The 25,501-nt window shown below is 43.9% G+C and carries 26 protein-coding genes; 1 reads left to right on the forward strand and 25 read right to left on the reverse strand.

Annotation, left to right across the window (positions count from 1 at the left end; translation table 11 throughout):
* Positions 1-3: 3 nt before the first annotated feature.
* From dbpA to CYCME_RS01435, 4 genes are all read right to left on the reverse strand, one after another.
* Complete coding sequence (dbpA, locus tag CYCME_RS01420; RefSeq protein ID WP_020931913.1) at positions 4-1,386, reverse strand: ATP-dependent RNA helicase DbpA; 1,383 nt, start codon at positions 1,384-1,386, stop codon at positions 4-6.
* A gap of 14 nt (positions 1,387-1,400) precedes the next feature.
* Positions 1,401-1,736: a HopJ type III effector protein gene (locus CYCME_RS01425; RefSeq protein ID WP_020931914.1), complete on the reverse strand. Its 336-nt coding sequence runs from the start codon at positions 1,734-1,736 to the stop codon at positions 1,401-1,403.
* A 57-nt stretch (positions 1,737-1,793) separates the two neighbouring features.
* Entirely contained in the window at positions 1,794-2,360 is a 567-nt protein-coding gene (yeiP, locus tag CYCME_RS01430) for an elongation factor P-like protein YeiP (RefSeq protein ID WP_020931915.1), read from the reverse strand.
* 85 nt (positions 2,361-2,445) lie between these two features.
* Positions 2,446-3,273, reverse strand: coding sequence for a DNA ligase (locus CYCME_RS01435; protein WP_020931916.1), 828 nt, complete (start codon positions 3,271-3,273; stop codon positions 2,446-2,448).
* A gap of 466 nt (positions 3,274-3,739) precedes the next feature.
* Between CYCME_RS01435 and CYCME_RS01440 the strand changes: the two genes are divergently transcribed.
* On the forward strand, positions 3,740-5,014 hold the full coding sequence (locus tag CYCME_RS01440; protein WP_020931917.1) for an O-acetylhomoserine aminocarboxypropyltransferase/cysteine synthase family protein: 1,275 nt from the start codon (positions 3,740-3,742) through the stop codon (positions 5,012-5,014).
* A 126-nt stretch (positions 5,015-5,140) separates the two neighbouring features.
* Here the strand turns inward: CYCME_RS01440 and CYCME_RS01445 are convergent, their stop codons facing one another.
* The 21 genes from CYCME_RS01445 to CYCME_RS01545 all read right to left on the reverse strand — a co-directional run bounded on the left by CYCME_RS01445 (position 5,141) and on the right by CYCME_RS01545 (position 25,501).
* Positions 5,141-5,599 carry a YaiI/YqxD family protein gene (locus CYCME_RS01445; RefSeq protein ID WP_020931918.1) on the reverse strand — a complete coding sequence of 153 codons (459 nt, stop codon included), beginning with the start codon at positions 5,597-5,599 and terminating at the stop codon, positions 5,141-5,143.
* Between the two features lie 15 nt (positions 5,600-5,614).
* On the reverse strand, positions 5,615-7,471 hold the full coding sequence (locus tag CYCME_RS01450) for a sodium:solute symporter family protein (protein ID WP_020931919.1): 1,857 nt from the start codon (positions 7,469-7,471) through the stop codon (positions 5,615-5,617).
* On the reverse strand, positions 7,446-7,697 hold the full coding sequence (locus CYCME_RS01455; RefSeq protein WP_015006934.1) for a DUF4212 domain-containing protein: 252 nt from the start codon (positions 7,695-7,697) through the stop codon (positions 7,446-7,448). The genes CYCME_RS01450 and CYCME_RS01455 overlap by 26 nt, the downstream gene beginning before the upstream one ends.
* Before the next feature lie 208 nt (positions 7,698-7,905).
* Positions 7,906-9,288, reverse strand: coding sequence for an SLC13 family permease (locus CYCME_RS01460; RefSeq protein ID WP_020931920.1), 1,383 nt, complete (start codon positions 9,286-9,288; stop codon positions 7,906-7,908).
* A 19-nt stretch (positions 9,289-9,307) separates the two neighbouring features.
* Positions 9,308-11,749 carry an EAL domain-containing protein gene (locus CYCME_RS01465; RefSeq protein ID WP_020931921.1) on the reverse strand — a complete coding sequence of 814 codons (2,442 nt, stop codon included), beginning with the start codon at positions 11,747-11,749 and terminating at the stop codon, positions 9,308-9,310.
* A 27-nt stretch (positions 11,750-11,776) separates the two neighbouring features.
* Positions 11,777-12,985, reverse strand: coding sequence for a hypothetical protein (locus CYCME_RS01470; protein ID WP_020931922.1), 1,209 nt, complete (start codon positions 12,983-12,985; stop codon positions 11,777-11,779).
* Positions 12,960-13,370: a hypothetical protein gene (locus CYCME_RS01475; protein WP_015006930.1), complete on the reverse strand. Its 411-nt coding sequence runs from the start codon at positions 13,368-13,370 to the stop codon at positions 12,960-12,962. Before CYCME_RS01475 ends, CYCME_RS01470 begins: the two co-directional genes overlap by 26 nt.
* 78 nt (positions 13,371-13,448) lie before the next feature.
* Positions 13,449-15,608, reverse strand: a complete 2,160-nt coding sequence (locus tag CYCME_RS01480) for a YgiQ family radical SAM protein (protein WP_096910809.1) — start codon at positions 15,606-15,608, stop codon at positions 13,449-13,451.
* On the reverse strand, positions 15,608-15,970 hold the full coding sequence (locus CYCME_RS01485; RefSeq protein ID WP_015006928.1) for a DUF1499 domain-containing protein: 363 nt from the start codon (positions 15,968-15,970) through the stop codon (positions 15,608-15,610). The genes CYCME_RS01480 and CYCME_RS01485 overlap by 1 nt, the downstream gene beginning before the upstream one ends.
* Before the next feature lie 53 nt (positions 15,971-16,023).
* Positions 16,024-16,776, reverse strand: coding sequence for a twin-arginine translocase subunit TatC (tatC, locus tag CYCME_RS01490; RefSeq protein ID WP_015006927.1), 753 nt, complete (start codon positions 16,774-16,776; stop codon positions 16,024-16,026).
* A 42-nt stretch (positions 16,777-16,818) separates the two neighbouring features.
* Complete coding sequence (gene tatA, locus CYCME_RS01495) at positions 16,819-17,031, reverse strand: Sec-independent protein translocase subunit TatA (protein ID WP_015006926.1); 213 nt, start codon at positions 17,029-17,031, stop codon at positions 16,819-16,821.
* A gap of 36 nt (positions 17,032-17,067) precedes the next feature.
* Positions 17,068-17,385, reverse strand: coding sequence for a phosphoribosyl-ATP diphosphatase (locus CYCME_RS01500; RefSeq protein WP_020931924.1), 318 nt, complete (start codon positions 17,383-17,385; stop codon positions 17,068-17,070).
* Entirely contained in the window at positions 17,382-17,768 is a 387-nt protein-coding gene (gene hisI, locus CYCME_RS01505) for a phosphoribosyl-AMP cyclohydrolase (protein ID WP_020931925.1), read from the reverse strand. The genes CYCME_RS01500 and hisI overlap by 4 nt, the downstream gene beginning before the upstream one ends.
* Positions 17,765-18,538, reverse strand: a complete 774-nt coding sequence (hisF, locus tag CYCME_RS01510; RefSeq protein ID WP_015006923.1) for an imidazole glycerol phosphate synthase subunit HisF — start codon at positions 18,536-18,538, stop codon at positions 17,765-17,767. The genes hisI and hisF overlap by 4 nt, the downstream gene beginning before the upstream one ends.
* Position 18,539: 1 nt before the next feature.
* Positions 18,540-19,274 (reverse strand): 1-(5-phosphoribosyl)-5-[(5-phosphoribosylamino)methylideneamino]imidazole-4-carboxamide isomerase, encoded by a 735-nt coding sequence (hisA, locus tag CYCME_RS01515; protein WP_015006922.1) that lies wholly within the window; start codon positions 19,272-19,274, stop codon positions 18,540-18,542.
* Positions 19,275-19,338: 64 nt separating this feature from the next.
* A complete protein-coding gene (gene hisH / locus CYCME_RS01520; protein ID WP_020931926.1) occupies positions 19,339-20,001 on the reverse strand; it encodes an imidazole glycerol phosphate synthase subunit HisH in 663 nt (220 codons plus the stop codon).
* Between the two features lie 20 nt (positions 20,002-20,021).
* Positions 20,022-20,615 carry an imidazoleglycerol-phosphate dehydratase HisB gene (gene hisB / locus CYCME_RS01525; protein ID WP_020931927.1) on the reverse strand — a complete coding sequence of 198 codons (594 nt, stop codon included), beginning with the start codon at positions 20,613-20,615 and terminating at the stop codon, positions 20,022-20,024.
* A gap of 86 nt (positions 20,616-20,701) precedes the next feature.
* The gene (locus CYCME_RS01530; RefSeq protein WP_015006919.1) at positions 20,702-20,956 is read right to left on the reverse strand and encodes a MoaD/ThiS family protein; all 255 of its coding nucleotides are present in this window, start codon (positions 20,954-20,956) and stop codon (positions 20,702-20,704) included.
* A 61-nt stretch (positions 20,957-21,017) separates the two neighbouring features.
* Positions 21,018-22,877, reverse strand: coding sequence for an aldehyde ferredoxin oxidoreductase family protein (locus tag CYCME_RS01535; RefSeq protein ID WP_015006918.1), 1,860 nt, complete (start codon positions 22,875-22,877; stop codon positions 21,018-21,020).
* A gap of 338 nt (positions 22,878-23,215) precedes the next feature.
* The gene (typA, locus tag CYCME_RS01540; protein ID WP_015006917.1) at positions 23,216-25,036 is read right to left on the reverse strand and encodes a translational GTPase TypA; all 1,821 of its coding nucleotides are present in this window, start codon (positions 25,034-25,036) and stop codon (positions 23,216-23,218) included.
* 66 nt (positions 25,037-25,102) lie between these two features.
* Positions 25,103-25,501, reverse strand: a complete 399-nt coding sequence (locus CYCME_RS01545) for a rhodanese-like domain-containing protein (protein ID WP_016390842.1) — start codon at positions 25,499-25,501, stop codon at positions 25,103-25,105.

Here is a 25,501-nt window from a genome sequence, read left to right on the forward strand (position 1 = left end):
TAATTAGCGAACCTTCCGTGCTTTAGCCGGGCGGCCTTTAATTTTCCCATTGGCGAGGTAGTTCAGTGCTTGTCGCACAGCCTCATGTTCAAGCGCCACATAACTGGAGCGGTCAAAAATATCTATTTTGCCGATTTGCTTGCCTTCTAAGCCAGCATCGCCGGTTAGTGCCCCTAAAATATCGCCGGGGCGAATTTTATCTTTACGGCCGCCATCAATTTGAATGGTAACCATTGGCGGGTAGAGCTTGTAGCTATTATTGCGGTCCAACGATAAAGGGCTGTCTATTAAACAAGGTTTGTGTTGATATTCTTCAATTGCTTTTACACGCACTTGCTCATGTTCAGCAAATAAGCTCATGGCGAGCCCAGTTTCGCCGGCACGCCCGGTTCTTCCGATACGATGAACGTAAATTTCAGGATCGCGAGGCAGTTCGTAATTGATGACCATGCCGATGGATTTAATATCGAGCCCACGAGCAGCCACATCGGTTGCAACCAGTACGGAGCAACTATTATTAGCAAAGCGAACAAGCACTTGGTCACGCTCACGCTGGTCAAGGTCGCCGTGTATCGCTAATGATTCAATATTATGCTCGCGTAAAAACTCAGCCATCTCACTGCACTGCGCTTTGGTATGGCAGAAAACAATCGCCGTTTTAGGTTGATAATGCTCAAATAATGCCAGTAGCGTATTGTTGCGCTCATGTTTTTTGACTTGGTAAAACAACTGCTCGATCACGCTTTGCTGATGATCAGACTCAACCGTGACGGTGATAGGGTCGCGTTGAATAGAGCGACACATTTTTTTTACTTCGTCAGGGTAGGTGGCAGAAAACAGTAGGGTTTGACGGGAGTCAGGTGTGCGTTTAATGATGTCAGTCATCACATCAGAAAAGCCCATATCCAACATTCGGTCCGCTTCATCTAACACGAGGGTTTTTAGCTGATCGAGCTTCAGGGTGCGTTTTTTTAGGTGATCTTGAATTCGCCCGGGCGTACCCACCACAATATGTGCACCATGCTCTAGTGAGCCTACTTGTGGTCCAAAGGGTTTGCCACCGCATAGTAGTACCAGCTTTATATTAGGCACACTGCGAGCCAACTTACGAATTTCTTTACCGACTTGGTCGGCCAGTTCGCGGGTTGGGCACAAAACCAGTGCCTGCGTACCAAAAAAGCGTGGGTTAATTTTATCTAGTAAGCCAATGCCGAACGCTGCGGTTTTACCGCTCCCTGTTTTAGCTTGTGCGAGGATATCTTTGCCCTTTAAAACATGCGGCAGGCTTTGCGCTTGCACTGGCGTCATATTTTTATAGCCGAGTGAGCTCAAGTTTTTAACTTGAGCTGATGTAATGGGTAAAGATGAAAAGAGGGTGTCAGGCATAGGTTTTATCGGGGTTATTTTTTTGCTGTTAGCGGGTTGCTGTCAAAGCGAATGCCTGCCCAGCCTGTTTTCATAAAGTGACGAATATTTTGGTGATCATCGCCATCTGGGGTAGCCAGTACATCACGGTAGTACTCACCAAATAATGCCAAGGTTTGTGGCTCGGTAAACTCATTTAGCTTGGCAAAGGCAAATAACTTGCAAGAACCATTGTTTTCATTTGCCTTATTGTTAACTTCGCCGTTACTAAATGCGCTGGGTGTAAAATCATACAGCGCATCAATAATGTTCATGGTGTCGCTAAACTGTAATGTGGCTAATGCTTCGCGTAGTTGTTGGATGTTGTTCATGCTGGTGTCTCAGTCAAATGGGCTTAGTGTTAAAAGGTGCGGTTGTCAGGTAATAATTTATCCGCGCGACATAAATTTGCCGGTGCTGGTATTTATTTTAATGACTTCTTCATTGTCTATATACTCCGGTACTTGAACTTCTAACCCAGTGCTTAGCGTAGCTGGTTTGGTTCGTGCAGAGGCAGAGGCGCCTTTTAAACCAGGCGCCGTATCCACTATTTGTAAGCTAATGGTGGCCGGTAACTCAATAGCAACCAGAGTTTCTTCTAGCAAAATACCCACTAGGCTATCGAGCCCCTCGCTTAGGTATTTAACTTGTTCTTCAATGTCTTCAGCGTCTAATGTGTATTGATCATAGGTGTCTAAATTCATGAAGGTATAGGCGTTACCATCTTGATAAGAAAACTGTAAATTGGCTTTTTCGCAATCAAGATCCTTCAGAAAGTCATCACCTTTTAAGGTTTCATCACGTTTTTGCTTGCTTTTAAGGTGATTAAAGCGAACCTTATAAAGGGTAGAGGCTCCACGAGATGATGGGTTGCGTACGTCGATACTTTTAACCGCATAAGGTTCGTCATTGACTTCAACAACCATTCCGCATTTTAAATCGCTGGCTTTAGGCATGTGTTTTCCATGTGTTTGATTAGGCGTAATTATACGCCAACATGAAAAGCGCAATGGAAAACTCTTTTGTTTGATTTACGGGTGACTAAGGTTTGTTAAACGGTCTTAAATAGACAGGAAATCGATAGCGCCCTTTTTTGGTTAGGCCATAATATTTAAATGTTATTTCACTGCCTATAAGGGGCGGGTTAGTTCTGTCTTTATTTGAAAAACCAGAGCCAATGGTTAACTGTTTACCCTGTGAAGTCAGGCAGAGTATAGAGCCCATTTTGCCTTGATATTGTCCTTTACCGGGGAGGACTTTTAGCACGGTACATTCTGTGTCGGTGTATTGCTTTAGTTTCAATGCTGAAGATAAGCGGCCTGTTTGATAGGCTTGATTAGGGTCTCTAACCACAACGCCTTCACCTTGGTTAGCAGTAATAGAGTGTAAAAAGCGCTGTAATTGTTTTTTATTGTTAACGGTTGTTTGCTGAATGATCTGAATGTACGGCGTAGGGTTCTTATCTAGATAGTTTTGTAAAACCTGTAGCCGTTTATGTAAATTACCTGTTTGATTGGGCACATCGAATATTTGATGGGTAATCTGTTTCCATCGTTCACCAGCCTCTTGGCTGTTAACAATGGAGCTGATGTTTTCAAAGTCGGCTCGCTGGGTCCATAGCTCGCCATCTATTGGGAAAGGTGGGTAGTTCTGGGTAAACCATGCCGGTGGGCTGAGTATTTTTCCTCCTCGACTAATGAGCTTGTTGCCATCCCAATAGCCGCGGACACCATCGAGTTTTTCGCTCATAAGCCAACCCGTCACAGGAATATCTTGATGGTAGTTTTTAAGTAAAAATATAGCCGGTTTAGCTGCGTAAGCAGTTAGCGATATAAGGCTTATTAATATAAAAAAGATCCGATTTTTCATGTTCCATTGCTTCCTGGCCTTGGTGATATTGATGTATGGGCGATGATTCTGCACTTATACCAGTATTTATAATAGTGTAGGCTGTTTTAGCGCAGTTTAATAAACGACAAGGCTTGATGCCGCTTGAAATATTTGCCCTATTCTTTATAAATAATCAGGTGGTTTTTTTATAGATGGATGGCTTAAGTCCTTGCTTTGTTGTTTAGCACTGCGGCGGCGCTGGTTGACATATCTTAACCATTAGTTCGACAATTGGTGTTGTTAGAAGTCACAGTTCGCCTAGTGGATATGAGCTGTTAAGGCTTATATTGTTGGCTCAGACTCATAAATACTTGCTGTGCAAATTAGTCTGCGAATGGAAGCCATTTTGAAAAAAAAGGGCGGCGAATTGTTTTAATAGCCGTTATAAAAACGCCGCACTTCTGCAGTAGGTTAAATTTATATAAATAATAATCGAGGAGACTCAATGAAATTAGAAACAATTGCGCTTCATACGGGCTATGAAATAGACCCAAGCACTCATGCGGCCACGACGCCTATTTACCAAACTACATCGTATGCTTTTGATAGCACTCAGCATGGCGCAGATTTATTCAACTTAAAGGTCCCCGGTAATATTTATTCACGCATTATGAATCCCACTAATGCGGTGTTGGAACAGCGAGTGGCTGAAATGGAAGGTGGGATTGCAGGCTTGGCATTATCATCAGGAATGGCCGCTATAACTTATGCTATTCAATGTATTACTCATGTGGGTAGAAACATTGTTAGCACCAACCAACTGTATGGTGGAACCTATAATTTTTTCGCCCATACGCTACCACAACAAGGCGTTGAAACGCGCTTTGCCTCATATGATGACTTAGCTGGCCTTGAAGCGTTGATTGATGACAACACCAATGCTGTGTTTTGTGAATCTATTGGTAACCCAGGTGGTAATGTGGTTGACCTTGCCAAGCTCGCAGAGATTGCCCATCGTCATGGTGTGCCTTTAATTGTAGATAATACAGTGGCCTCACCTATTTTATGTCGTCCATTCGAACACGGCGCAGACATTGTTATTCATTCATTAACAAAATATATCGGTGGGCATGGCACAACGCTTGGTGGCATGATTGTCGATTCGGGCCAGTTTGACTGGGTTGCCAATAAAGAGCGTTTTCCGATGTTGAATGAACCTGATCCCTCATATCATGGTGTTGTGTATACAGAAGCGTTAGGCTCTGCTGCTTTTATTGGGCGTTGCCGAGTTGTGCCGTTACGTAACACAGGCGCTGCACTGGCTGCACATAGTGCCTTCTTGCTGATGCAGGGGCTTGAAACATTGGCGTTAAGAATGGAGCGCCATTGTGAAAATGCAGAAAAAGTAGCCGAATACCTCAAGCAACATGCGCAAGTTGAATGGGTTAATTATGCTGGCTTAACAAGCAGTCCAGATTATCAAACATGCCAAAAAATATGTGCAGGTAAGGCCTCGGGCATCATTAGCTTTGGTATTAAAGGGGGGGCGGAAGCAGGAGGCAAATTTATTGATGCACTGCAAATGGTTTTACGCTTGGTGAATATAGGGGATGCTAAATCATTGGCTTGCCACCCTGCCTCAACAACACACCGTCAATTAAGCGCAGAGGAGTTGGCTAAAGTAGGTGTTAGTGAAGAGATGGTAAGGCTGTCGGTGGGCATTGAACACATCGATGATATTATTGCCGATATTGAGCAAGCCCTAGCGGTGGCACAGTAATAATATAAGTCCCTATTCATTATAAAAATGAATAGGGACTTCTCGATTGAATAAGTGAAGGTAGGGCTGTTTTCTATGGATTTACTGTCTATTTAATAGTGTCTGAACTAAAACAATAAAAGAACGTTAACGATTGGCTTGAGTGAGCAGCCTATCGAGTTGGTTGGCAAATGTCTGTCGGTCCGTATTATTTAAAGGCGGTGGGCCGCCACCAATTTCTAAGCCACTGGAACGCATGGTTTCCATAAAGTCGCGCATATTAAGACGGTCTTTAATGTTTTCTTTTGTGTATAGCTCACCACGTGGGTTTAAGGCCGTGCCACCTTTTTCTATGACATCAGCCGCTAACGGAATGTCGCCAGTAATCACTAAGTCTCCCGCTTGCATTCGTTTAACAATTTCATTATCGGCCTCATCAAAACCCTGATTAACGCGTAAAAAAGAAATATAAGCAGAAGGCGGCACCCGGATTGGCTGATTAGCCACCAAGGTCATTTGAGTGTTTGTGCGCTCTGCGGCGCGAAATAAAATGTCCTTTATGACAACAGGGCAGGCGTCGGCATCTACCCAAATAGTGTTAAGCATCGTTATTATCGCTTCTTAGTGATCGTGAGCGGCAGCGGCTGCATTGGGCAGCCGAATTCGTTCAACCATATTCTGTACACTTTGAGGCGGTGCAGGCGTTAGGCTGGACACAATAAAGGCGACGGAGAAGTTCAAGCACATACCAATCGCACCAATGCCTTCCGGTGAAATACCAAACAGCCAGTTTTCAGCGGTATTAGCGGCCATTGGCTCTATAAAAATGCCTTTAAAATAAATGATATAGCCCATCGTGAACACCAGCCCGGTGAGCATGCCGCAAATGGCGCCGTATTTATTCATGCGCTTACTAAAAATACCCATAATCAGCACTGGGAACAAGGACGATGCAGCTAAGCCAAAGGCAAACGCAACGACTTGAGCGACAAACGCGGGTGGGTGTAAGCCTAAATAACCAGCAACGAGAATCGCGAAGGCCGAGGTGATTCGGCTAGCGCGTAATTCATTTTTCTCGCTGATCTTGTGCATAAAGGTGCTTTTTAATAAATCGTGCGAAATACTGGCGGAAATAACTAATAATAAACCGGCAGCCGTGGATAAAGCAGCGGCAACACCACCGGCAGCGATTAAAGCAATAACCCAATTGGGTAATTGCGCGATTTCTGGGCTAGCCAGTACCATAATGTCACGATCAACGTAAATTTCATTAGCAAATGGTGCGTTATTCACTACCTTGCCTTCAGACGGATTAGTAATGATGCGTTCACCTAAAGTACCACGTTGTTCAGCATCAAATACGGGCTTTCCTTCACCAGCAAATGCTTTACCTGCAGCGTATTGCAATTTACCATCGCCGTTATGATCAAACCAGCCGAGTAAGCCTGAGCTTTCCCATGTTTGAAACCAACTGGGCATATCGGTGTAGGCGGTGCCGCTGTTATCAGGCCCATTAATACTGTTGATAATGTTTAAACGGCTTAAGGAGCCAACAACTGGCGCGGTGGTATATAACAAGGCGATAAAAATAAGCGCCCAGCCAGCCGATTTTCTTGCATCAGAGACTTTAGGAACGGTAAAGAAGCGCACAATAACATGCGGTAAACCAGCCGTGCCGACCATTAAGGCTAAGGTAATGGCGGCAACGTCGATCATTGATTTATCGTTAAACGGCTCGGTGTAGGCATTAAAGCCTAAATCAAGCAGTGTTTTATCCAAGGCATCTAATAAAAACCCAGAGCCATCTGACATTTGACTACCAAACGCAATTTGTGGAATGGGGTTGCCTGTAAATTGTATGGCCATAAAAATAGCCGGTACAGAATAGGCAAACATCAACACAATATACTGTGCAACTTGCGTGTAGGTGATGCCTTTCATGCCACCAATGACCGAATAGATAAACACAATGCCCATGCCAAGGTATAAACCTTGATCTATAGGTAATTCTAAAAAGCGCGAAAAGACGATACCAACACCGCGCATTTGCCCCGCGACATAGGTAAAAGAAATAAAAATTAAACACAGAACAGCAATGACACGAGCGGCACGTGAATAATAGCGATCACTAATAAATTCAGGCACAGTAAATTTACCAAATTTACGTAAATATGGCGCTAGTAACATGGCAAGAAGTACATAGCCGCCTGTCCAGCCCATTAAATACACACCGGCTTCGTAGCCTAAATATGAAATTAAACCGGCCATTGAGATAAACGACGCCGCTGACATCCAATCAGCTCCGGTCGCCATGCCGTTAACGATAGGGTGAACACCTTTGCCGGCAATATAAAAATCGCCTGTTGTTTTTGCATTGGCCCAAATAGCAATGCCGATATACAGCGCGAATGTGGCCCCAACCACTAAGTAAATCAGTGTTTGTAATTCCATATCAATCATCCACGCCGTATTTAGCATCTAGTGCGCTCATTTTTTTAATGTAATAAAAAATTAAAAAAACAAAAGAAATAATGGAGCCTTGCTGAGAAAACCAAAAGCCTAACTTAAAGCCAGCAAATTCAATGCTATTAAGTGGTTCAACTAAAATGATGCCGAACACAAAAGAGACAAGAAACCAAATAAATAGCAGCTTCAAAATGAGACGAATATTATCCGTCCAGTAATGGTCAGTATTAGCCGACATAACACCCCTCCAAGTTATTTTTAATGACACCGTGTGTGAATTGATTGGTGTGTATACCCTTTGTAGGGTAAGTGTTTTTATTGTGTTGTATTATTGAGGATTAAGCGGTGCGATGCAATGAATGAAGAGAGTGTCATCACTGGAGTGTTTCTCTCATCATTTTGGTAGACCTTTTAATGGCGGAACCTGCAATATAGCAAGGCGCAATTTAGAGTAAAACGAACCAACAGATGGCTGTTATAACAAGGGTGCCAAGCAAGTTTAATATAAAGCCTTCTTTTGCCATCTGATCACCATGGATGTATCCACTACTAAACACAATGGTGTTCGGGGCAGTAGCAACAGGGAGTATAAAGGCGCAGCTGGCGCTGAATGCGGCGGGAACCATTAATAATAAGGGGTCAATGTCAGCGTTAATGGCGGTGGCGGCGAGTATGGGCATCAGCATGGCTGTGGTGGCGGTATTGCTGGTCGCTTCGGTCATAAAGGTCACGCTTAACGCAATAATGGCTATCATCACTATAAGGCTAAAGGCGGTGACAGCGGATAGTTGTTCACCTAGTTGGTTGCTTAGACCCGAGGCAACAAAAGCTTTGGCCAGACAAATGCCTCCGCTAAACAATAATAAAATACCCCAAGGTATTTGCTGAGCTGCTTTCCAGTCTAAGAGTTTTTGCTTGTTGCCATTTGGGGTAATAAATAAAACGATAACGGCCAGTAATGCGATAGATGCATCATTAGCGTGCGGTAAATTTAGCCAACCACTCCAACCACCAAAAGGCTCTCGGCGAGTGATCCATAGCAACGCGGTAAGCCCAACGACAAGTGTGACTCGTCGTTCGTGTGTTGTCCATGCGCCCACAGCAGGTAAGGAAAATTCGCCTGTACCCTGTAGGTGTCGGGTGAGCCAAAGCCAGACGATGGGAATAAAAGTGATCACTAACGGTAGCGCCCAGCTCATCCATTGGGTAAAGCTAATTTGCAAGCCGGTGTTCTCTTCATAAACCTGCATGAAAATTAAATTTGGAGGGGTACCAATGGGTGTGCCGATGCCGCCGATGCTGGCAGAATAAGCGAGGCCTAGTAATAAAGGAATGGCTAGCTTTTTATTGTCAGTGCTATCAACGACGGCTAGCACAACGGGAAGTAGCATGATCGTTGCAGCTGTATTGGAAATCCACATGCTAAGTGTGGCCGAGGCGACCATAAACCCCAATACTAATCGTTTCGGGTTGTTGTTACCAAACCAATGGACCATGGTAAGTGCTATACGGCGATGAGCGCCACAATGAGAAATAGCCGTAGACAGTAAGAAGCCGCCGAGTAATAGTAAGATAAGCTTATTGCCATAAGCGGCAGCTACTTGCTCACTTGTTAAGACGCCTGTTAGTGGAAAAATAGCAATTGGTAAAAGTGACGTGATGGGGATCGGCACTGGTTCAAAAACCCACCAAGTAATACACCAAACAGCGATAGCTGCTGTAATGATAAGAGGCTCAGGCAGCTTTCCATGAAAGCTGAAAAACAGCACACAAGATAGAATTGGGCCAGCGATTAAGCTTAAGGTTTTTAACGATAAGGGCGAGGTCAATGTATAGATATTAGGCTGATTAGTGACTGAGGATTAGTTTGTTATTAGGGAGCGTCGCCGAGGGCTTTGCTATATGGTAGCCTTGAGCATAATCAATATTATACGATGCAAGCAAATCTAAAATGGTTTGATTTTCAACAAACTCAGCAATGGTTTTTAATCCAGATAGTTGGGATATTTCAGACACTGCTTTAACAAACACTTGATCCTCCTTATGTTTTTCAAGTGTTTGAATGAAGGAGCCATCTATTTTTATATAATCAACGGGTAATTGGCGTAGGTAAAAGAAGGACGCATAGCCAACGCCGAAGTCATCAAGTGCAAACTTAGCACCGGTTTCCTTGATATCGTTCATTAGGTTGACGGCTGTATTGATGTTCGCCACAGCGGTGGTTTCGGTGACTTCTATGATTAGTTTTTTAGCGTCAATATCTTGCTGCTTGAGCCCCTCTTTAAGGGTGCTAATAAGGAGGGTGTTGTTAAAAGCTTTGCCCGACAGGTTAATCGATAGTTTTAAAGGGTTGTTTTGTGTCTGTAAGAAACGTAATGTTTCAAAGGCCAGCTGTAAAACAGCTAAGTCAATTTGGTTGATGAGTCCAGACTGTTCGGCAATGGGGATGAAGCTGTTAGGCATAATAATTTCACCGTCCAAATCGATCATTCGAACGAGAGCTTCAGCATGAGAGATTTGATTAGTTTTAATATCTAAAATTGGTTGAAAATGTAGGCAAAGCCGCTTATCTGCAAGAGCCGCTTCAATTTTTTCTTTCCATAAAATGCGTGTTTTTAGTAATTCTTTGGTTTGTTCTTTTTGGGAGTATAGGTGTGACTTACTACGGCCGCTTTCTTTAGCTTGGTACATTGCGATATCGGCATTTGACATAAAATTCTGAACAGTCAAACCATATTCGGGGAACATAGCGATACCAATACTGGCGCTAATATTATGTTGCGTGCCATTGTATTCAAATCGCATTAAACGCAGTTTTTCTATAATTTTTTGAGCGAATTGAGTGGCGCCATGAGCATCAATATTGGGTAACAGTAAGGCAAATTCATCGCCCCCTAAGCGAGCTAAGATATCGGATGAGCGGATAGTTTGTTGTATGGTCTCAGCGACTTGTTTTAATAAAAGGTCGCCGGCGCCATGGCCACTGGTGTCATTAATGTATTTAAACTGATCGAGATCTAAATAAAGAATAGCGCCGTTGCTTCTATAACGTTGAGAAATCTTTAATTGCTGCTCAAACTCAAGTTGGAAGCGGCGGCGATTAAAGAGCTTGGTGAGAGAGTCATGGTCTGCGAGCCAAACAAGGTTTTGTTCTTTTTCTCTAATTAACTGACTGCCTTTTTCTAATTGATCAATCACCATAGTGGCTGATTGCTCGAGTGTGACTAACTCGTCTTGAGTTTTATATTTATGCCTACGCGTTTGTTGCAAATAGACTCTTGCTTGATGGAAGTTCCCTTTAGATAGAGCAGGCAATGCATTGCTGACCGTTATTAATCGATGAGTAGCCTTTAGCAAAATAGGTAAAAGAATCACAACAGAGGCGATTAGCGCCAGTAAGATGGCATAAAGCGCTTCTTTTTTAGATTGCTCAATTAAGAGATAGTCTTCAGAAAGGTCGGTAGCGATTAGAAGCTGTGGGCTATTTGAATGAGAAGGCTCGACTAAATTAAACAGGCGTAAGCTAAATTGCTGCTGCCCTAGATCTAAATGACTGCCGTTGGTATCGGCAAGGTTTTGCTCTGGGTGGGCCTTATAAAAATTTGTAAGAAGTTGCTTAAGCTTATATGGGTTAGTACTAGCCACAATGTTGAGCGGCCCGTATTCATTGTCCTCAGTAGTTGAGGAGCGGCTTAGGATGGCGATATCTGTACGTGTTGCTTCTTTAAATGTAATGATAATGTCGGCCAACGAGCGAACAAAGACAAATAAAGCGTTCTGCTCGCCTATTGAATCAGCAAGGACAGGGATGTAGACAATTTGGTAGCATTGGATTTGGCAAAATAGCTTATAACTGGGTTTTTCTAGTCTCAGGACGTTCGTTAAGTCTTCATTGGGTATGACCGCCGTCACGTTTGACCCCCAGAGTGCCTTTAGTTGGCTTTCTTGGTTGTAAAACGATATAGACACTAAGCCCCAGTTGGTTTGTAGGCTCCCCCATTGTTGAGTGATAGCTTTAATAGCCTGTTCTTCAAACTGAGTGGGAGTGTTGCTACGCTGTGTGGTGTTCAATTCTGCTATTTGTTCGATAAGCCTTGCAGATTGGCCGATGAGTGCTTTAACGATAGATAATTGGTATTGTTGTTCCTGATGATGCTGGCGTTCAAACTGCTCAGTAATTTGCTTATAACTGGTGCCATATTGGATGGCATGGGTAATGCTAAGCAACAGGCCGAAAAGTAATAGAGCTTTCCATTTGATGCTAAAAAATAAGTTATTTTTTCGACGCATAAGATTTTGGCTGTTTTGCTAATTAAATTAGAAGCGATACGAGACTTGCAGCGCAAACAGGCTCCAATGCTTTTTTGTGGCTAGTCGGTCTGGGTTGTCGGCAAACGACAAAATGGCGGTGCCATTGAGGCGATGATACTCTGCTTGAATCATCCATTGGCTTGAGGGGCTCCACTCTAGGCCGAGCATATAATCTTTAGTAAAAGCAGCACTGCGAAGTGAATTAGGTACGCTGGTTCTACCGTTTCGGTTATCTTTGTCTAAGAATAAAGCATCATAACGCGCATAGCCTTTCACACGGTTGGTGAAATAATAATCCCCTTGAAGGTAGTAACTTTCAGTTACTGGCGATGCATCAGGGTAGAAAGGGCCAAAGTTTTTAAAAGTATTTTCTTGTCTAAGGTATTCCCCAGTTAAGGTAATATCGCCAAAACGTTGTTGGGCAGACAAGATAAACTGTTCAAAATCTAAATCACCATTGTCAAAAAAGTCGCCTAGCCCGCTGGGTTTGTACTCCATATCAGCATTCGCATAACTAAATGCTAAACGTGTTGCGCCACTGATACTTTCATAGCCAATTTTAGTGATGTAGCTAGGCATATTTTCTAAGTGGCCGGGGGCATCGAATGTCAAAATAGCGATTTCAAGCTCGTCTAAATCATCACCTAATTCTCCAGCATTAAGTTGAAACGAAAAGTAACCAATATCTAGAGTTTTATCGACATAAATTTGAGCACCATCGGTGCTTAGAAGTAGGTTACGAGAGCGTTCGTAGTTTATGCCGGGTAAGGTTATTGAAGGTCGTGTAAAGGCTACGTCACGCGTTTCATTATAAAAGCCAAAAGGGTTTTTGATGCGCCCTAAGCGAAGACCCATGCGCAGACTGTAATTATCTATAATCGTCCAGTCGATCAAGGCAAAATCGATCCCCGCTTCTTCGCTTACATCACCAGCATGTCGATATATCCCTTGTGCAGCTACTCGTATGTTATCTAGGGGGCGAAAGGAAACATTAATGCCAGTTTCTGTAAGGCCTAAGGTTCCAAGGTGTTTACTACTTTGACCATATATATTATTTGCAGTAGTTAAAAAATAACCTTGACTCGCAAAGCCATGTATTTGAAAGTCGTCTAACGGCTCAAAAGAATGAGCGGGGCTGAAACCGGTTAGCAGTTGGCTACTAATAACCAGTAAAGCCCAGCAACGATGTTTAATCGATTTTAATAATACGCACATTATCATTTCCTTTGTTAGCGTAGCCAATGGCACCGGGAGAAGAAGAAATGGCTTTCAGCATTTCTTCTTCACTGTCGACGGTGATGGGGGCCTCCCCTGTGCCTGAATAAATGTTTCTATCCCATATGCGCCTAAGTTTATAAGGGAAAACATGTAGGCTTGTTTTTGAAAATTGTTGATGAAGAGCGTTTTCATCGCTCAACACAAAAACTTTTATGGGGCGGCCGCTGGGCCAATATAGGGTGCGCATGGTAAAGATGTTACGGGCTGCTGTAGCGGATAGCGTATCAACAGGTACGCTAGGGTGCGCAATAAGTTCAACCGCCTGAGAAAGGGGCGATAGTTGGCAAATAAGGCAAAATATAATAAAACGTACTCTTTCCATGAACACGGTTCTTGAAAGTATTAGTTTTCAGTGTAGTACGTTTTATAGATTTGGCAATGCTTGGCCAAAGGAAAGGGGTTAAAGCTTATTTTTTCCTTTTTTAGTAGTCAATGGTTTGTAACCTTGTTTAGTGTGCTTAGTAACAAACTTCTGCACACCTTTCTTTTTAAAGTTCTTTGTGCCAACAGGTTTGCTAGGTATTAAGCAGTTGGGGGCTTCGCCAATGAGGTGTTTTTTGCCAGATTTTAACAGTAAATCTTTGATGACCTTCCAGTTAGCAGGGTCATGATAACGAAGCAATGCTTTGTGTAAACGACGCTGCTCAATCTTTCTGACGGTGTTCACTTTTTCGCTTTTATAGCTGAGGCCTTTAAGCGGATTTCTCCCAGTGTGATACATCGCCGTTGCGGTGGCCATCGGAGATGGATAGAAGGTTTGCACTTGGTCGGCTTGAAATTTATTTTTTTTCAGCCATAAAGCTAGGTTGACCATGTCTTCGTCTTCGGTGCCCGGATGAGCGGCAATAAAGTACGGAATGAGATACTGTTTTTTCCCGGCTTTTTTGGTGAATTTCTCGAACATGGTTTTAAAGCGATCGTAAGTGCCAATACCTGGTTTCATCATTTTCGATAAAGGCGCTTGTTCAGTATGTTCGGGGGCAATTTTCAAATAACCTCCGACATGATGAGTTACCAGTTCTTCAACGTATTCAGGTGATTCTACTGCAAGGTCATACCGCAGGCCGGAAGCGATTAAAATCCGTTTCACACCTTTAATTTTTCGCGCTTTTTTATATAACTTAATTAACGGGTCGTGGTCTGTATTTAAGTTGTCGCAAATGCCAGGGTACACGCAAGAAGGTCGCCTACAGGCAGCTTCAATCTTGGGGTCTTTACAAGCAAGACGATACATATTGGCTGTTGGGCCGCCAAGATCAGAGATTGTGCCGGTAAACCCTGGTGTTTTGTCGCGAATATCTTCAATCTCGTTCAAGATGGATTGTTCTGAACGATTTTGGATGATACGCCCTTCGTGTTCGGTAATGGAGCAAAAAGTACAGCCACCAAAACAACCGCGCATGATGTTGATGGAGAAACGGATCATTTCATAAGCGGGAATACGCTGCCCATCATATTTTGGGTGAGGGACGCGTTGAAAGGGCAAGCCAAATACCTCGTCCATTTCTTCGGTGGATAAAGGAATCGGTGGTGGATTTAACCAAACGTCTTTGCCATCGTGGTTTTGTACTAATGCACGCGCATTGCCGGGGTTGGTTTCTAAGTGTAAAACCCGTGAAGCATGGGCGTATAAAACAGGGTCGCTTTTTACCTTTTTGTATGAAGGTAAACGTATAACCGTTTTAGCGCGATCAGTTTTGCTGTGTTTAGGTAAAAAGCTGAGTGTGACGACTTGGCTGCCATCGTCGGAATCATTTGTATTGTTGACCTGACATTTTCCGCCGGTTGCTGCGGCTAATTCTTCATCTGACTGATAAGGGTTGTTGTGTGGGTCAATTTTACCTGGCCGGTCAATGCGAGTGGAGTCAATGAGTGTCCAACCATCCGGTAATGTATCGCGGACGAACGCCGTGCCGCGAATATCCTTAATATTGGCGATGGCTTCATTTTGGGATAGTCGGTGTGCTAACTCCGCAATAGCTCTCTCCGCATTACCATAGAGTAAAATATCGGCTTGAGAGTCAATTAAAATGGAGCGCCTAACAGCATCATCCCAGTAATCGTAGTGGGCTATCCTTCGTAGGCTCGCTTCAATGCTTCCGAGCACTGTGGGGACATCAGGGAAGGCCTCTTTACATCGCTGTGTATACACAATAACGGCGCGATCTGGACGACGACCTGCCTGATCACCAGGTGTATATGCATCGTCTGAGCGGGCGCGTTTATCCGCAGTATAGCGGTTAATCATTGAGTCCATATTGCCGGCAGCAATACCAAAGAATAAGTTTGGTTTTCCTAGTGCCGAAAAATCTTTGGTACTTTGCCAGTCAGGTTGGTCGATAATGCCAACACGAAAGCCTTGTTTTTCCAGTAGTCGGCCAATAACGGCCATGCCAAAGCTTGGGTGGTCTACATAGGCATCGCCGGTGACGACGATAATATCGCAACTATCCCAACCTAGCGCATCCATTTCTGCGCGGCTTGTCGGTAAGAAGGGTGCTACGCCATAGCACTCCGCCCAATATTTTGGGTATGAGGATAAAGGTTCAGCCGTAGGGATCACAGAATAATGCCATGTTGTTTTAATAATGAACGAAGTCTTTCAACGCGACGTCGGTTAACACCAAAATCGTAATAACCCGTACGGGAGGCCGAGCGTACATGAATAATTTGTTGCTCTATATTTATGATTAAATCGAGATCATCAACAAAACCAAAAACACGACTGGTGATTTCTGCATGAATATGGTTCTCATCATGGATAACAGCGATATTGTTGTCGAGCTGGTTAAGCACCTCTAGCAATCGCTGTTGATCAACTGGCTGATTTTGTTTTAATTTAAAGGGTGCAATAGCATGTTCGTCATCTGCTTTACTGGAGACGCAATTGGGTTTATCTGGGCAAGGTTTTAAAGAAGGCATGTTTGCGTATGCTGGTGAGCACATAGTAATAATTAGGAGTAAAAATAGTGTTTTCATTGGGCTGTTTGGTGTTCGGTTGGTCGAGCAAACCTTTTTGACATTAAAAGGCCTATTTCAAAAAGTAACCACATGGGTAAAGCTAATAAGGTTTGAGAGATAATATCAGGTGGTGTTAATAACATGCCAATAACAAAGGCGCCAACGATGATATAAGGGCGCTTTTCAGCCAAGCTTTGTGGTGTTGATACGCCAGTTTTAACCAACAAAAACGTTGCAATAGGCACTTGAAATGCCATGCCGAAAGCAAAAAATAGCGTTAGGATGAAATCTAAATATTTGCTGATATCAGTCATCACGGCAACGCCTTCGGGCGCGGTTGCTGTCAGAAACTTGAAGATCAGCGGCATGACGACAAAATAAGCGAACAGCATACCACCATAAAACAGGAAAGTAGCAGCGCTAATTAACGGTAAGGCGATGCGCTGTTCATGTTGATAAAGACCCGGAGACACAAACAGCCAGACTTGGTAGAAAACCCATGGAATGCTAATAAAAACGGACAACATTAGGGTCAGCTTTAACGGTGTTAGGAAGGGTGAAATCACTTCAATTGCGACCATGCTAGTGCCTTCTGGCATATGGGTTAGCAGCGGTTGAGCGACCAGTGAGTAGATGTCATTCGCGAAAGGAGCCAGTGGCAAAAAAACGACGAGCAGACCAATGATCGCGTGAATAAGACGCGTTCGCAATTCAACTAAGTGCGAAACGAAGCTGGTTTCTTGGTCGTTAGGGTCAATGTCTGACATAAGGTAAAACGTTATCAGCAATGAACGCCAATAAAGCGTTAATTACTGCGTCGAGTCGTCTTTTTTAGTATCGTCGTTAGCAACTGATTTTTGATGATCAGTGTCTTTTTCTTTTTCGCCTTCCTTCATCGCGCCTTTGAAGCCTTTGATTGCGCCACCTAAGTCGCCACCAAGGTTACGTAAGCGTTTTGTGCCAAATAATAAAAGCACAATAACGAGAATAATAATTAATTGCCAAATGCCGATGCCACCCATGGTAACCTCTAATTGAAAGTTGTAGTAAGAATCATTCTACTTGGTTCTATTGGCTTTTTCATCTAGCCCAGATAGCCCAAAGCGGCGCTCAAGTTCCTTCAGCACATCGTCAGCACTTAAGTCTTGTTGTGCTAATAAGACCAGTGAATGAAACCACAGATCTGCCGTTTCGTAAATAATTTGTGTTTTATCGCCAGACTTGGCGGCAATGACCGTTTCTGTTGCCTCTTCGCCAATTTTCTTAAGAATGGTATCAAGCCCTTTATCATATAAACTGGCAACATAGGATGCTGCGGGGTCATCTTGCTTGCGCTGCTGCAAGATGGTTTCAAGTCGCTTCAGTATGTTACTCATTTTGAATAAATATTTTTGAGGTCTTTTAAAACAGGGTCTGTGTCTTGCCATTGTTCATCGACTAATTGCCGATAAAAGCAACGTTCCCGGCCAGTATGACAAGCAATACCGCCTTTTTGTTCAACAGACAGTAGGATAACATCTCCATCGCAGTCTAAGCGAATATCGTTGATGATTTGTTGGTGACCAGATTCTTCACCTTTATGCCAAAGTTTATTGCGAGAACGCGACCAATAAACAGCGTGCCCTTGTTCAACGGTAAGCTGTAAAGCTTGTTGGTTCATCCAAGCAAACATAAGTATTTTGCCTGTTTTGTGGTCTTGGGCTATAGCAGGGAGAAGGCCTTTTTCATCCCATTTTATTTCGTCAAGCCAGGTGCTCATAATCGAACCTCTATACCATTATCTTGCATGTGCTGTTTTGCTTCACCAATACTAAACTCTGCAAAGTGAAATATGCTAGCAGCAAGGACTGCATCGGCTTTACCTTTAGTGACGCCATCGACTAAATGGTCTAAGGTGCCAACACCGCCAGAGGCAATAACGGGTACTTCAACCGCTTCGCTGATGGCGCGGGTGAGTTCAAGATCAAACCCAATTTTAGTACCATCACGGTCCATACTGGTGAGTAAAATTTCACCGGCGCCTAAGGCAACCATTTTTTTTGCCCATTCGATGGCATCGATACCGGTTTCTTTTCGGCCACCATGGGTGAATATTTCCCAGCGTTTGGGTTCGCCGTTGGCGCTAACGCATTTAGCGTCAATAGCGACAACAATGCATTGTGAACCAAATCGCTCGGCGGCTTCCTTAACAAAGTTAGGGTTAAAAATAGCTGCGCTATTAATGCCAACTTTGTCTGCCCCTGCTTTTAGCATGCGGCTAATATCGGCTAATTCGCGAATACCTCCACCGACAGTTAGGGGAATAAAGACTTCATCGGCAACTTGTTCTATAACGTGCACAATGGTTTCGCGGTTATCCGAGGTGGCGGTAATATCAAGAAAGGTGATTTCATCCGCTCCTTCTTGGTCATAACGTCTGGCAACTTCAACGGGGTCGCCAGCATCTCGAATATCAACGAATTTGACGCCCTTAACAACACGGCCATTGTCTACATCTAGGCAAGGAATAATACGTTTGGCCAGTGCCATATTAAGCAAACGTCTCGGCTAGTTTTTCACCTTCAGCAAAATCAAGCGTGCCTTCGTAAATAGCCCTACCGGTTATGGCGCCCATGATGCCATCATCGGCCACCTTACCTAGGGCATAAATGTCATCCATATTGGTAATACCGCCAGAGGCAATAACTGGAATACGAATAGAGCGGGCGAGTTTGGCGGTGGCTTCAACATTGACGCCTTTCATCATGCCATCTCGACCGATATCTGTATAAATAATAGACTCAACACCGTCATTTTCAAAATGCTGTGCTAGGTCGATAACATCGTGATTAGATAGTTTTGACCAACCATCAATAGCGACTTTGCCATCTTTTGCATCTAGGCCAACGATAATATGGCCAGGGAACTCTGCACAGACATCACCAACAAAGTGGGGGGCGCTGACTGCCTTTGTGCCGATAATGACGTATTGTACGCCAGCATTAAGGTAGGTCTGAATAGTATCTTCGTCGCGGATACCGCCGCCAACTTGGATGATTAAATCGGGGTGAGCCTGCGCAATATCGTGAACAACACCTGCGTTTACAGGCTTGCCAGCAAAAGCACCGTCCAAGTCAACGAGGTGTAGCCGCTTAGCGCCTTCATTTACCCAGCGTGAAGCAACCTCTACAGGGTTGTCTGAAAAAATAGTTTCATCATCCATGCGGCCTTGGCGTAAGCGAACGCACTTACCTTCTTTAAGATCAATGGCGGGAATAAGAATCATGTTAGTTGTTCCTGGTGGTGTTAAGGGTTGCGTTTAAAGGGTATCTGTTTGATTGGAAAAATAGTTAAGCATGTCCATTTGATTCAGCTGTACCATCCCATTTTAAGAAGTTTCTAAGTAACTGCAATCCTGCATGTTGGCTTTTTTCAGGGTGGAATTGTACAGCGACTATATTTTTCCACATAAGCGCACAGGGAAAGGGGTCTGGGTAGTTTGTGGTAGCAGAGGTGTGTTCTTCGCCCACTTCGCTAGCATGATAGCCATGAACAAAATAAAATCGTTCGTTTTGAGCTATATTATTAAAAAGTGGGTTTTTATTTGTGTAATTAACTTCATTCCACCCCATGTGTGGAATTTTAATAGCATTTCCCTGTTCATCATATGTTCCTGATGGAAACTTTATAACATTTCCAGGGATAATGCCTAAGCATGTAACCCCATTGTTCTCATCGCTATGTTGCAATAACGCTTGCATACCAAGACAAATACCGAGTAAAGGTTTGTTCTGTGCGACTTGTTTAATGATGTCATCTAAACCTGTTTTTTGTAGTGCAGCCATACAGTCACGAATAGCGCCTACGCCAGGGAAAACAACGTGATCAGCAGATAAAATAATATTTTTATCGGCCGTTACAATAACAGTAGCGTTTGGGGAAGCGGTTTTTAGTGCTTTTTCGATGGAGTGTAAGTTCCCCATCCCATAGTCAATAACGGCAACGGTGGCCATAATTTAGATCTCGTTTAGTGTTACAAGCAACCTTTTGTTGAAGGGACGATGCCTTCCATACGGGGGTCTCTTTCTAATGAAAAACGAAGAGCCCGGCCAAACGCTTTAAAGATAGTTTCAGCAACGTGGTGTGCATTAAGGCCTTTTAAATTATCTATATGTAAAGAGATGTTGGCATGGTTTACGAAACCTTGGAAAAATTCACGAAATAAATCAACGTCAAAATCTCCAATTCTTGCGCGAGGGAATTCGACATCGTAAACAAGTCCCGGGCGGCCAGAAAAATCGATTACAACCCGAGATAAAGCTTCGTCTAGTGGTACGTAGGCATGACCATAACGATAAATGCCTTTGCGGTCGCCCAGCGCGTCAGTAACAGCTTTGCCCAATGTAATGCCTAGGTCCTCAACGGTGTGATGAGCGTCGATATGCAAATCGCCCTTGGCATTAATGTCCAAATCTATCATGCCGTGACGAGCAATCTGGTCAAGCATATGTTCGAGAAAGGGGATTCCCGTAGAAAAGTTTGTTATACCGTTACCGTCTAAGTTAATAGAAACTGAGATTTGGGTTTCTAGGGTGTCGCGATTAACAGTTGCTGTTCTGCTATCCATTTTTAAAGTATATGCTATGTTGCGAGTAAGCTGGCATTTTCCCAATAACGAGAAAGGATAGCAAGCAGGAAATAGGCGTTTATCTGTTAGCCGCCAACAACCGGAGGCCAGAGACTTAACGTGTCGCCATCTTTAAGCAGTGTGGAGTCACGTTTGTCTTTGTCGATATAAGTGCCATTTAAAATAACTAAATGGAGAGTCTTATGCGATAAATTTTCACGATCGGCAATGCTGGTGATGGTATCACCTGCTTGAATAGGAACCGTTCTAATTTCTCCGCCTATATTTTCAGGTGCTATTTTAGCTAAAGAGGCGAAAAGTTTGAGGGTGATTGTAGGCATGTTCTATATGGTAAAGACAGAGCAGTCACAACGACTGCTCTGTCGGATACAAAGTGATAATTTACAAACTTAGGCGTTGTTTTGTTGCTTCTTTAAGTGTGCCGTCTTGATTCCAACCACGAACTTCGTAGTATTCGGGCAACATTCTATCTAGCTCACAAACTTCACCTTTTGCAGGGCCTGCTTTGACAGGCTCACTTAATAAGCGAGGTGGAAGCGTGTCATCGGCAGCTGTGAAACCAGCATTGTTGTTGAACTCACGCTCAAGGTTCCAAACGCGCTCGCCTAATTGGCCGAGTCTTTCAGCTGTCCAGTCGCCTTCGCAGGCAGCATCAATTTGTTCTGCCACTTCTTCAATGCCTTGTGCGAAGGATGAGAAGGTGCAGATGCCGGCAGAATCAAACACACTGGTTGTATCTTGGAATGCCATCAGTAGTTCTGCTTTTCCTTCATAGGCTAATGGATCTGTTTTGAAAGGTATCCCAGCTGTTTCTGAGCCGTTAGTGTAACCACGTACGTGACAGGCGCCGCGGTTTGATGTGGCATATCCAAGGCCCATGCCTTTTACGGCGCGAGCATCATAGGCTGGAAACTCTTGCCCTTTAACAACAATAGCGAGGTCTGGACGGCCGTATTTTTCACAAAAACGAAGTGAGCTTTGAGCGAGTTCTTGTCCAAAGCCTTCATGTTTTGCAATCAGTTCAATACATTCCACCATCGCTTCAGCATTGCCAAAGTTCATTTCAATGCCGCCGGTATCTTCTTTTGTGAGTATGCCTAGCTCATATAATTCCATGGCTGCAGCAATAGTGGCGCCTGCTGAGATGGGGTCAAGAGCTTGCTCATTACAGACAAAGTTAGCATAGGTCACGGCGTCTAAATCATCAACGCCGGTATCGCAACCCAATGCCCATGCTGCTTCATATTCGTTACCACCAGAGTTGCCTTTAAAGTGCTTGTGGATGTCATCACGGTTTTTAATGCTGAAATGCTCTGGGTCGATTGTTGAGATGCGTCCGCAAGATATAGTGCAGGCAAAGCAGCCGGCATTTCGTGTTAAATTTGGCTTGCCGTCACTTTCTCTTGGCACAGCCATCGCTTCACTTGACAGTTTAGGTGCATTGTCAAAGGTGCTGTCTTGCCAGTTTCTAGCCGGTAAAGCACCCACTTCGTTCATATGGTTCATCATGACATTGGTACCTAAGGCGCTGAGACCTTGAGTCATTTCACTGTCAGCGATAATTTTTTTAGCTTTGTTGGTGGCTTCGAAGAAACGTTTTGGATCTTTTATATTGCCAACACCTTTGCTGCCTCTAAGGGTCACCGCTTTGACATTTTTTGAACCCATAACAGCGCCTACGCCGGAACGCCCAGCAGCACGATGTAAGTCATTAACGATAGCAGAATATAGGTTGCCCTTTTCACCAGGTAGGCCAATAGCAGCGATTCTTAGTTGAGGGTCTTGGTGTTTATTATGAAGCCATTCATCGGCTTCCCAAACAGATTTGCCCCAAATTTCATCCGCCGGCAGGATCTCGCATTTTTCATCAACGATGCTGATATAAACTGGGGAGCTTGCTTTGCCTTCTAGGATAATCATATCCCAGCCAGCACATTTCATTTCGTTGCCAAAAAAACCACCTGAATTTGAGCAAGCCAGAGCATTGGTTAAGGGGCTTTTAGTGACACAAGAGTAACGACCACCCGTTGAAGCCATGGTGCCTGTTAGTGGGCCTGTTACCATATACAGCTTGTTTTCTGGCGCTAGAGGCTCGACGGTTGGGTCCACTTCTTCTGTAAGGTACTTTGTCGCTAGCCCTCTCTGGCCTAGATAAAGTTCTGCCCACTCCATATTGAGAGGTTCTTCAGAAGATGTCCTGTTTGTTAGATTTATGCGTAATACTTTTTTAGTCCAGCTCATGATCTACACCCTGAATATATTAGAATTGGTTTAGTATAGTAAGTCTGATGTGGATGAAAGACAATATGTTTTGATGAAATAAACGTTGTAGGGTGTAAGGATATGCTTACCCTGATTGAGGTTGTAGATGATTATTTACTAGGGATGTCAGGTCTATACTTTTAACGTCGCTAGAAAATTTATGAGAAGGATCTCACCAAACAAGGATTGTTTGCTAGGGAAGTGTAAAGGATTACACAATCAGTATGGATGCTGGTAAGGATCAAATTTTTTGCCAACCAAGCAATGCGACCACTTAACCGGCGGAGTTTACTCCGCCGGTTTTTTTGTGCCTGATATTAAGACTTTGGTGCGCGTGAGGCACGTTTACGTTCGTTTTCGGTTAGTAATTTTTTTCTTAGACGAATATGGTGAGGTGTGACTTCAACTAACTCGTCATCTTCAATAAACTCAAGCGCTTGTTCTAGCGTCATGACGACGGGAGGAACGAGTGTTAAGGCTTCATCTGTGCCCGATGCACGCACGTTAGTAAGCTGTTTGCCTTTGGTCGGGTTGACGACTAAATCATTACCGCGTGAATGAAGCCCCACGATTTGTCCTTCGTAGACTTCTTCGGCATGACCTAAGAATAATTTACCTCTTTCTTGCAGGTTGAATAAGCCGAAAGCCAATGTTTTGCCTTTGACCATAGAAACTAAAACGCCGTTTTGTCGAGAGGTGATTTCGCCGTCTTTCACTTGACCATAATGATCAAAGACACTGGTCATGATACCCGAGCCAGACGTCAGCGTTAGGAAGTGACCGCGGAAGCCGATTAAACCACGCGAGGGGCTCATAAATTCAAGTCGTATGCGTCCTTTACCGTCAGGCTCCATATTGGTTAGCTCGGCTTTACGTAAACCCATTTCTTCCATAATGGGTCCTTGGTGCTGTTCTTCAATGTCAATTACAACCATTTCGAACGGTTCCTGCATTTTGCCATCAATTTCTTTTTGGATGACTTCAGGGCGAGCAACACCTAGTTCAAAGCCTTCACGTCGCATGGTTTCTATCAGCACAGATAAGTGCAATTCGCCTCGACCAGATACGATGAATTTGTCAGGTGAGTCGCCGGGCTCAACACGCAGAGCAACGTTATGGATAAGTTCTTGGTTAAGACGGTCTTTAATATTGCGCGAAGTGACAAACTTGCCATCTTGTCCAGCAAAAGGTGAGTTGTTAACAGAAAAGGTCATGCTAACGGTTGGTTCGTCTACAGACAGCGCAGGCATGGCTTCAACATGATCAGGATCGCAGAGTGTGTCAGAAATTCCAAGACCGTCGATGCCGTTAATGCAAACGATGTCGCCAGCGAATGCTTCGTCAACGTCTATACGTTCAAGGCCTAAATGACCTTTTACGTTTAGTACTTTGCCTTTACGCTGTTTGTCATTGCTATCAATAATAGTAACGGTTTGCCCTGGTTTTAAGCTGCCACGAGTAATGCGACCAACACCAATAACACCCACATAGCTATCGTAGGCCAGTGATGAAATTTGCATTTGGAATGGGGCGTTTACATCAACAACAGGCGTGGGAACGTTGTCTCTAATAATTTCAAATAATGGGGTCATATCATCGGCTAGCTCATCTGCTTCTGGGCCAGCAATACCATTAATGGCAGAGGCATAAATAACAGGGAAATCGAGCTGTTCATCGGTGGCGCCAAGTTTGTCGAACAGGTCAAAAACCTGGTCAATAACCCAGTCAGGGCGTGCGCCTGGCCTGTCAACTTTGTTGATAACAACAATGGGCTTTAAGCCTTGTTCAAAAGCTTTAGAGGTTACAAAGCGTGTTTGTGGCATTGGGCCATCAACTGCATCAACCAATAATAGGACACAATCAACCATTGAAAGAACTCGCTCGACTTCGCCACCAAAATCGGCATGGCCCGGGGTGTCCACAATATTAATATGAAGACCTTGCCACTCAATCGCTGTGTTTTTTGCGAGGATGGTGATGCCGCGCTCTTTTTCTTGGTCGTTAGAATCCATGATTCTTTCTGTACCAGAGTTTTTACGGTCTAATGTGCCGGATTGTTCTAGTAATTTGTCAACGAGGGTGGTTTTGCCATGGTCAACGTGGGCGATAATGGCGATATTACGGAGGTTCTGTTTCACGAAATTAGGTTCCTTTGATTGGGTGAGTATCGGTTGATATGAATATGAGTTATGTATAGAGCGACGTTAGCTTTGTTCCCAAGGGAGTTGATGATAGCGCCAGCCCCCTAGCTTGCCTCGATGGTTGTTTTTATCTTTATCGCCTTCAAAGCCTTCATTCATGTTGTATAAGGACTGGTAGCCAGCCTCTTCTAATAATTTAGCCGCTTCCATTGAGCGTGCGCCACTGCGGCACATTAAAACAATGGTTGTTGACTTTGAAGGGACGTGCTTTTCAACCTGTTCAACAAAATCGGGTAAAGGTTTCCAGTTAGGTGGTCTTTTAAGCGGTACGTGGATAGCGCCAATGGGGTGGCCTACAAAAGAAAATTCAATAAATGTACGGGTGTCGATCAATACGGCATGAGAGTCGTTGTTAAGAATTTCGTAAGCCTGGGTAGGCGAGGTGCTTTTGATGCTAGTCAT

This window comes from Cycloclasticus zancles 78-ME (assembly GCF_000442595.1).
Taxonomy (GTDB): Bacteria; Pseudomonadota; Gammaproteobacteria; order Methylococcales; family Cycloclasticaceae; genus Cycloclasticus; species Cycloclasticus pugetii.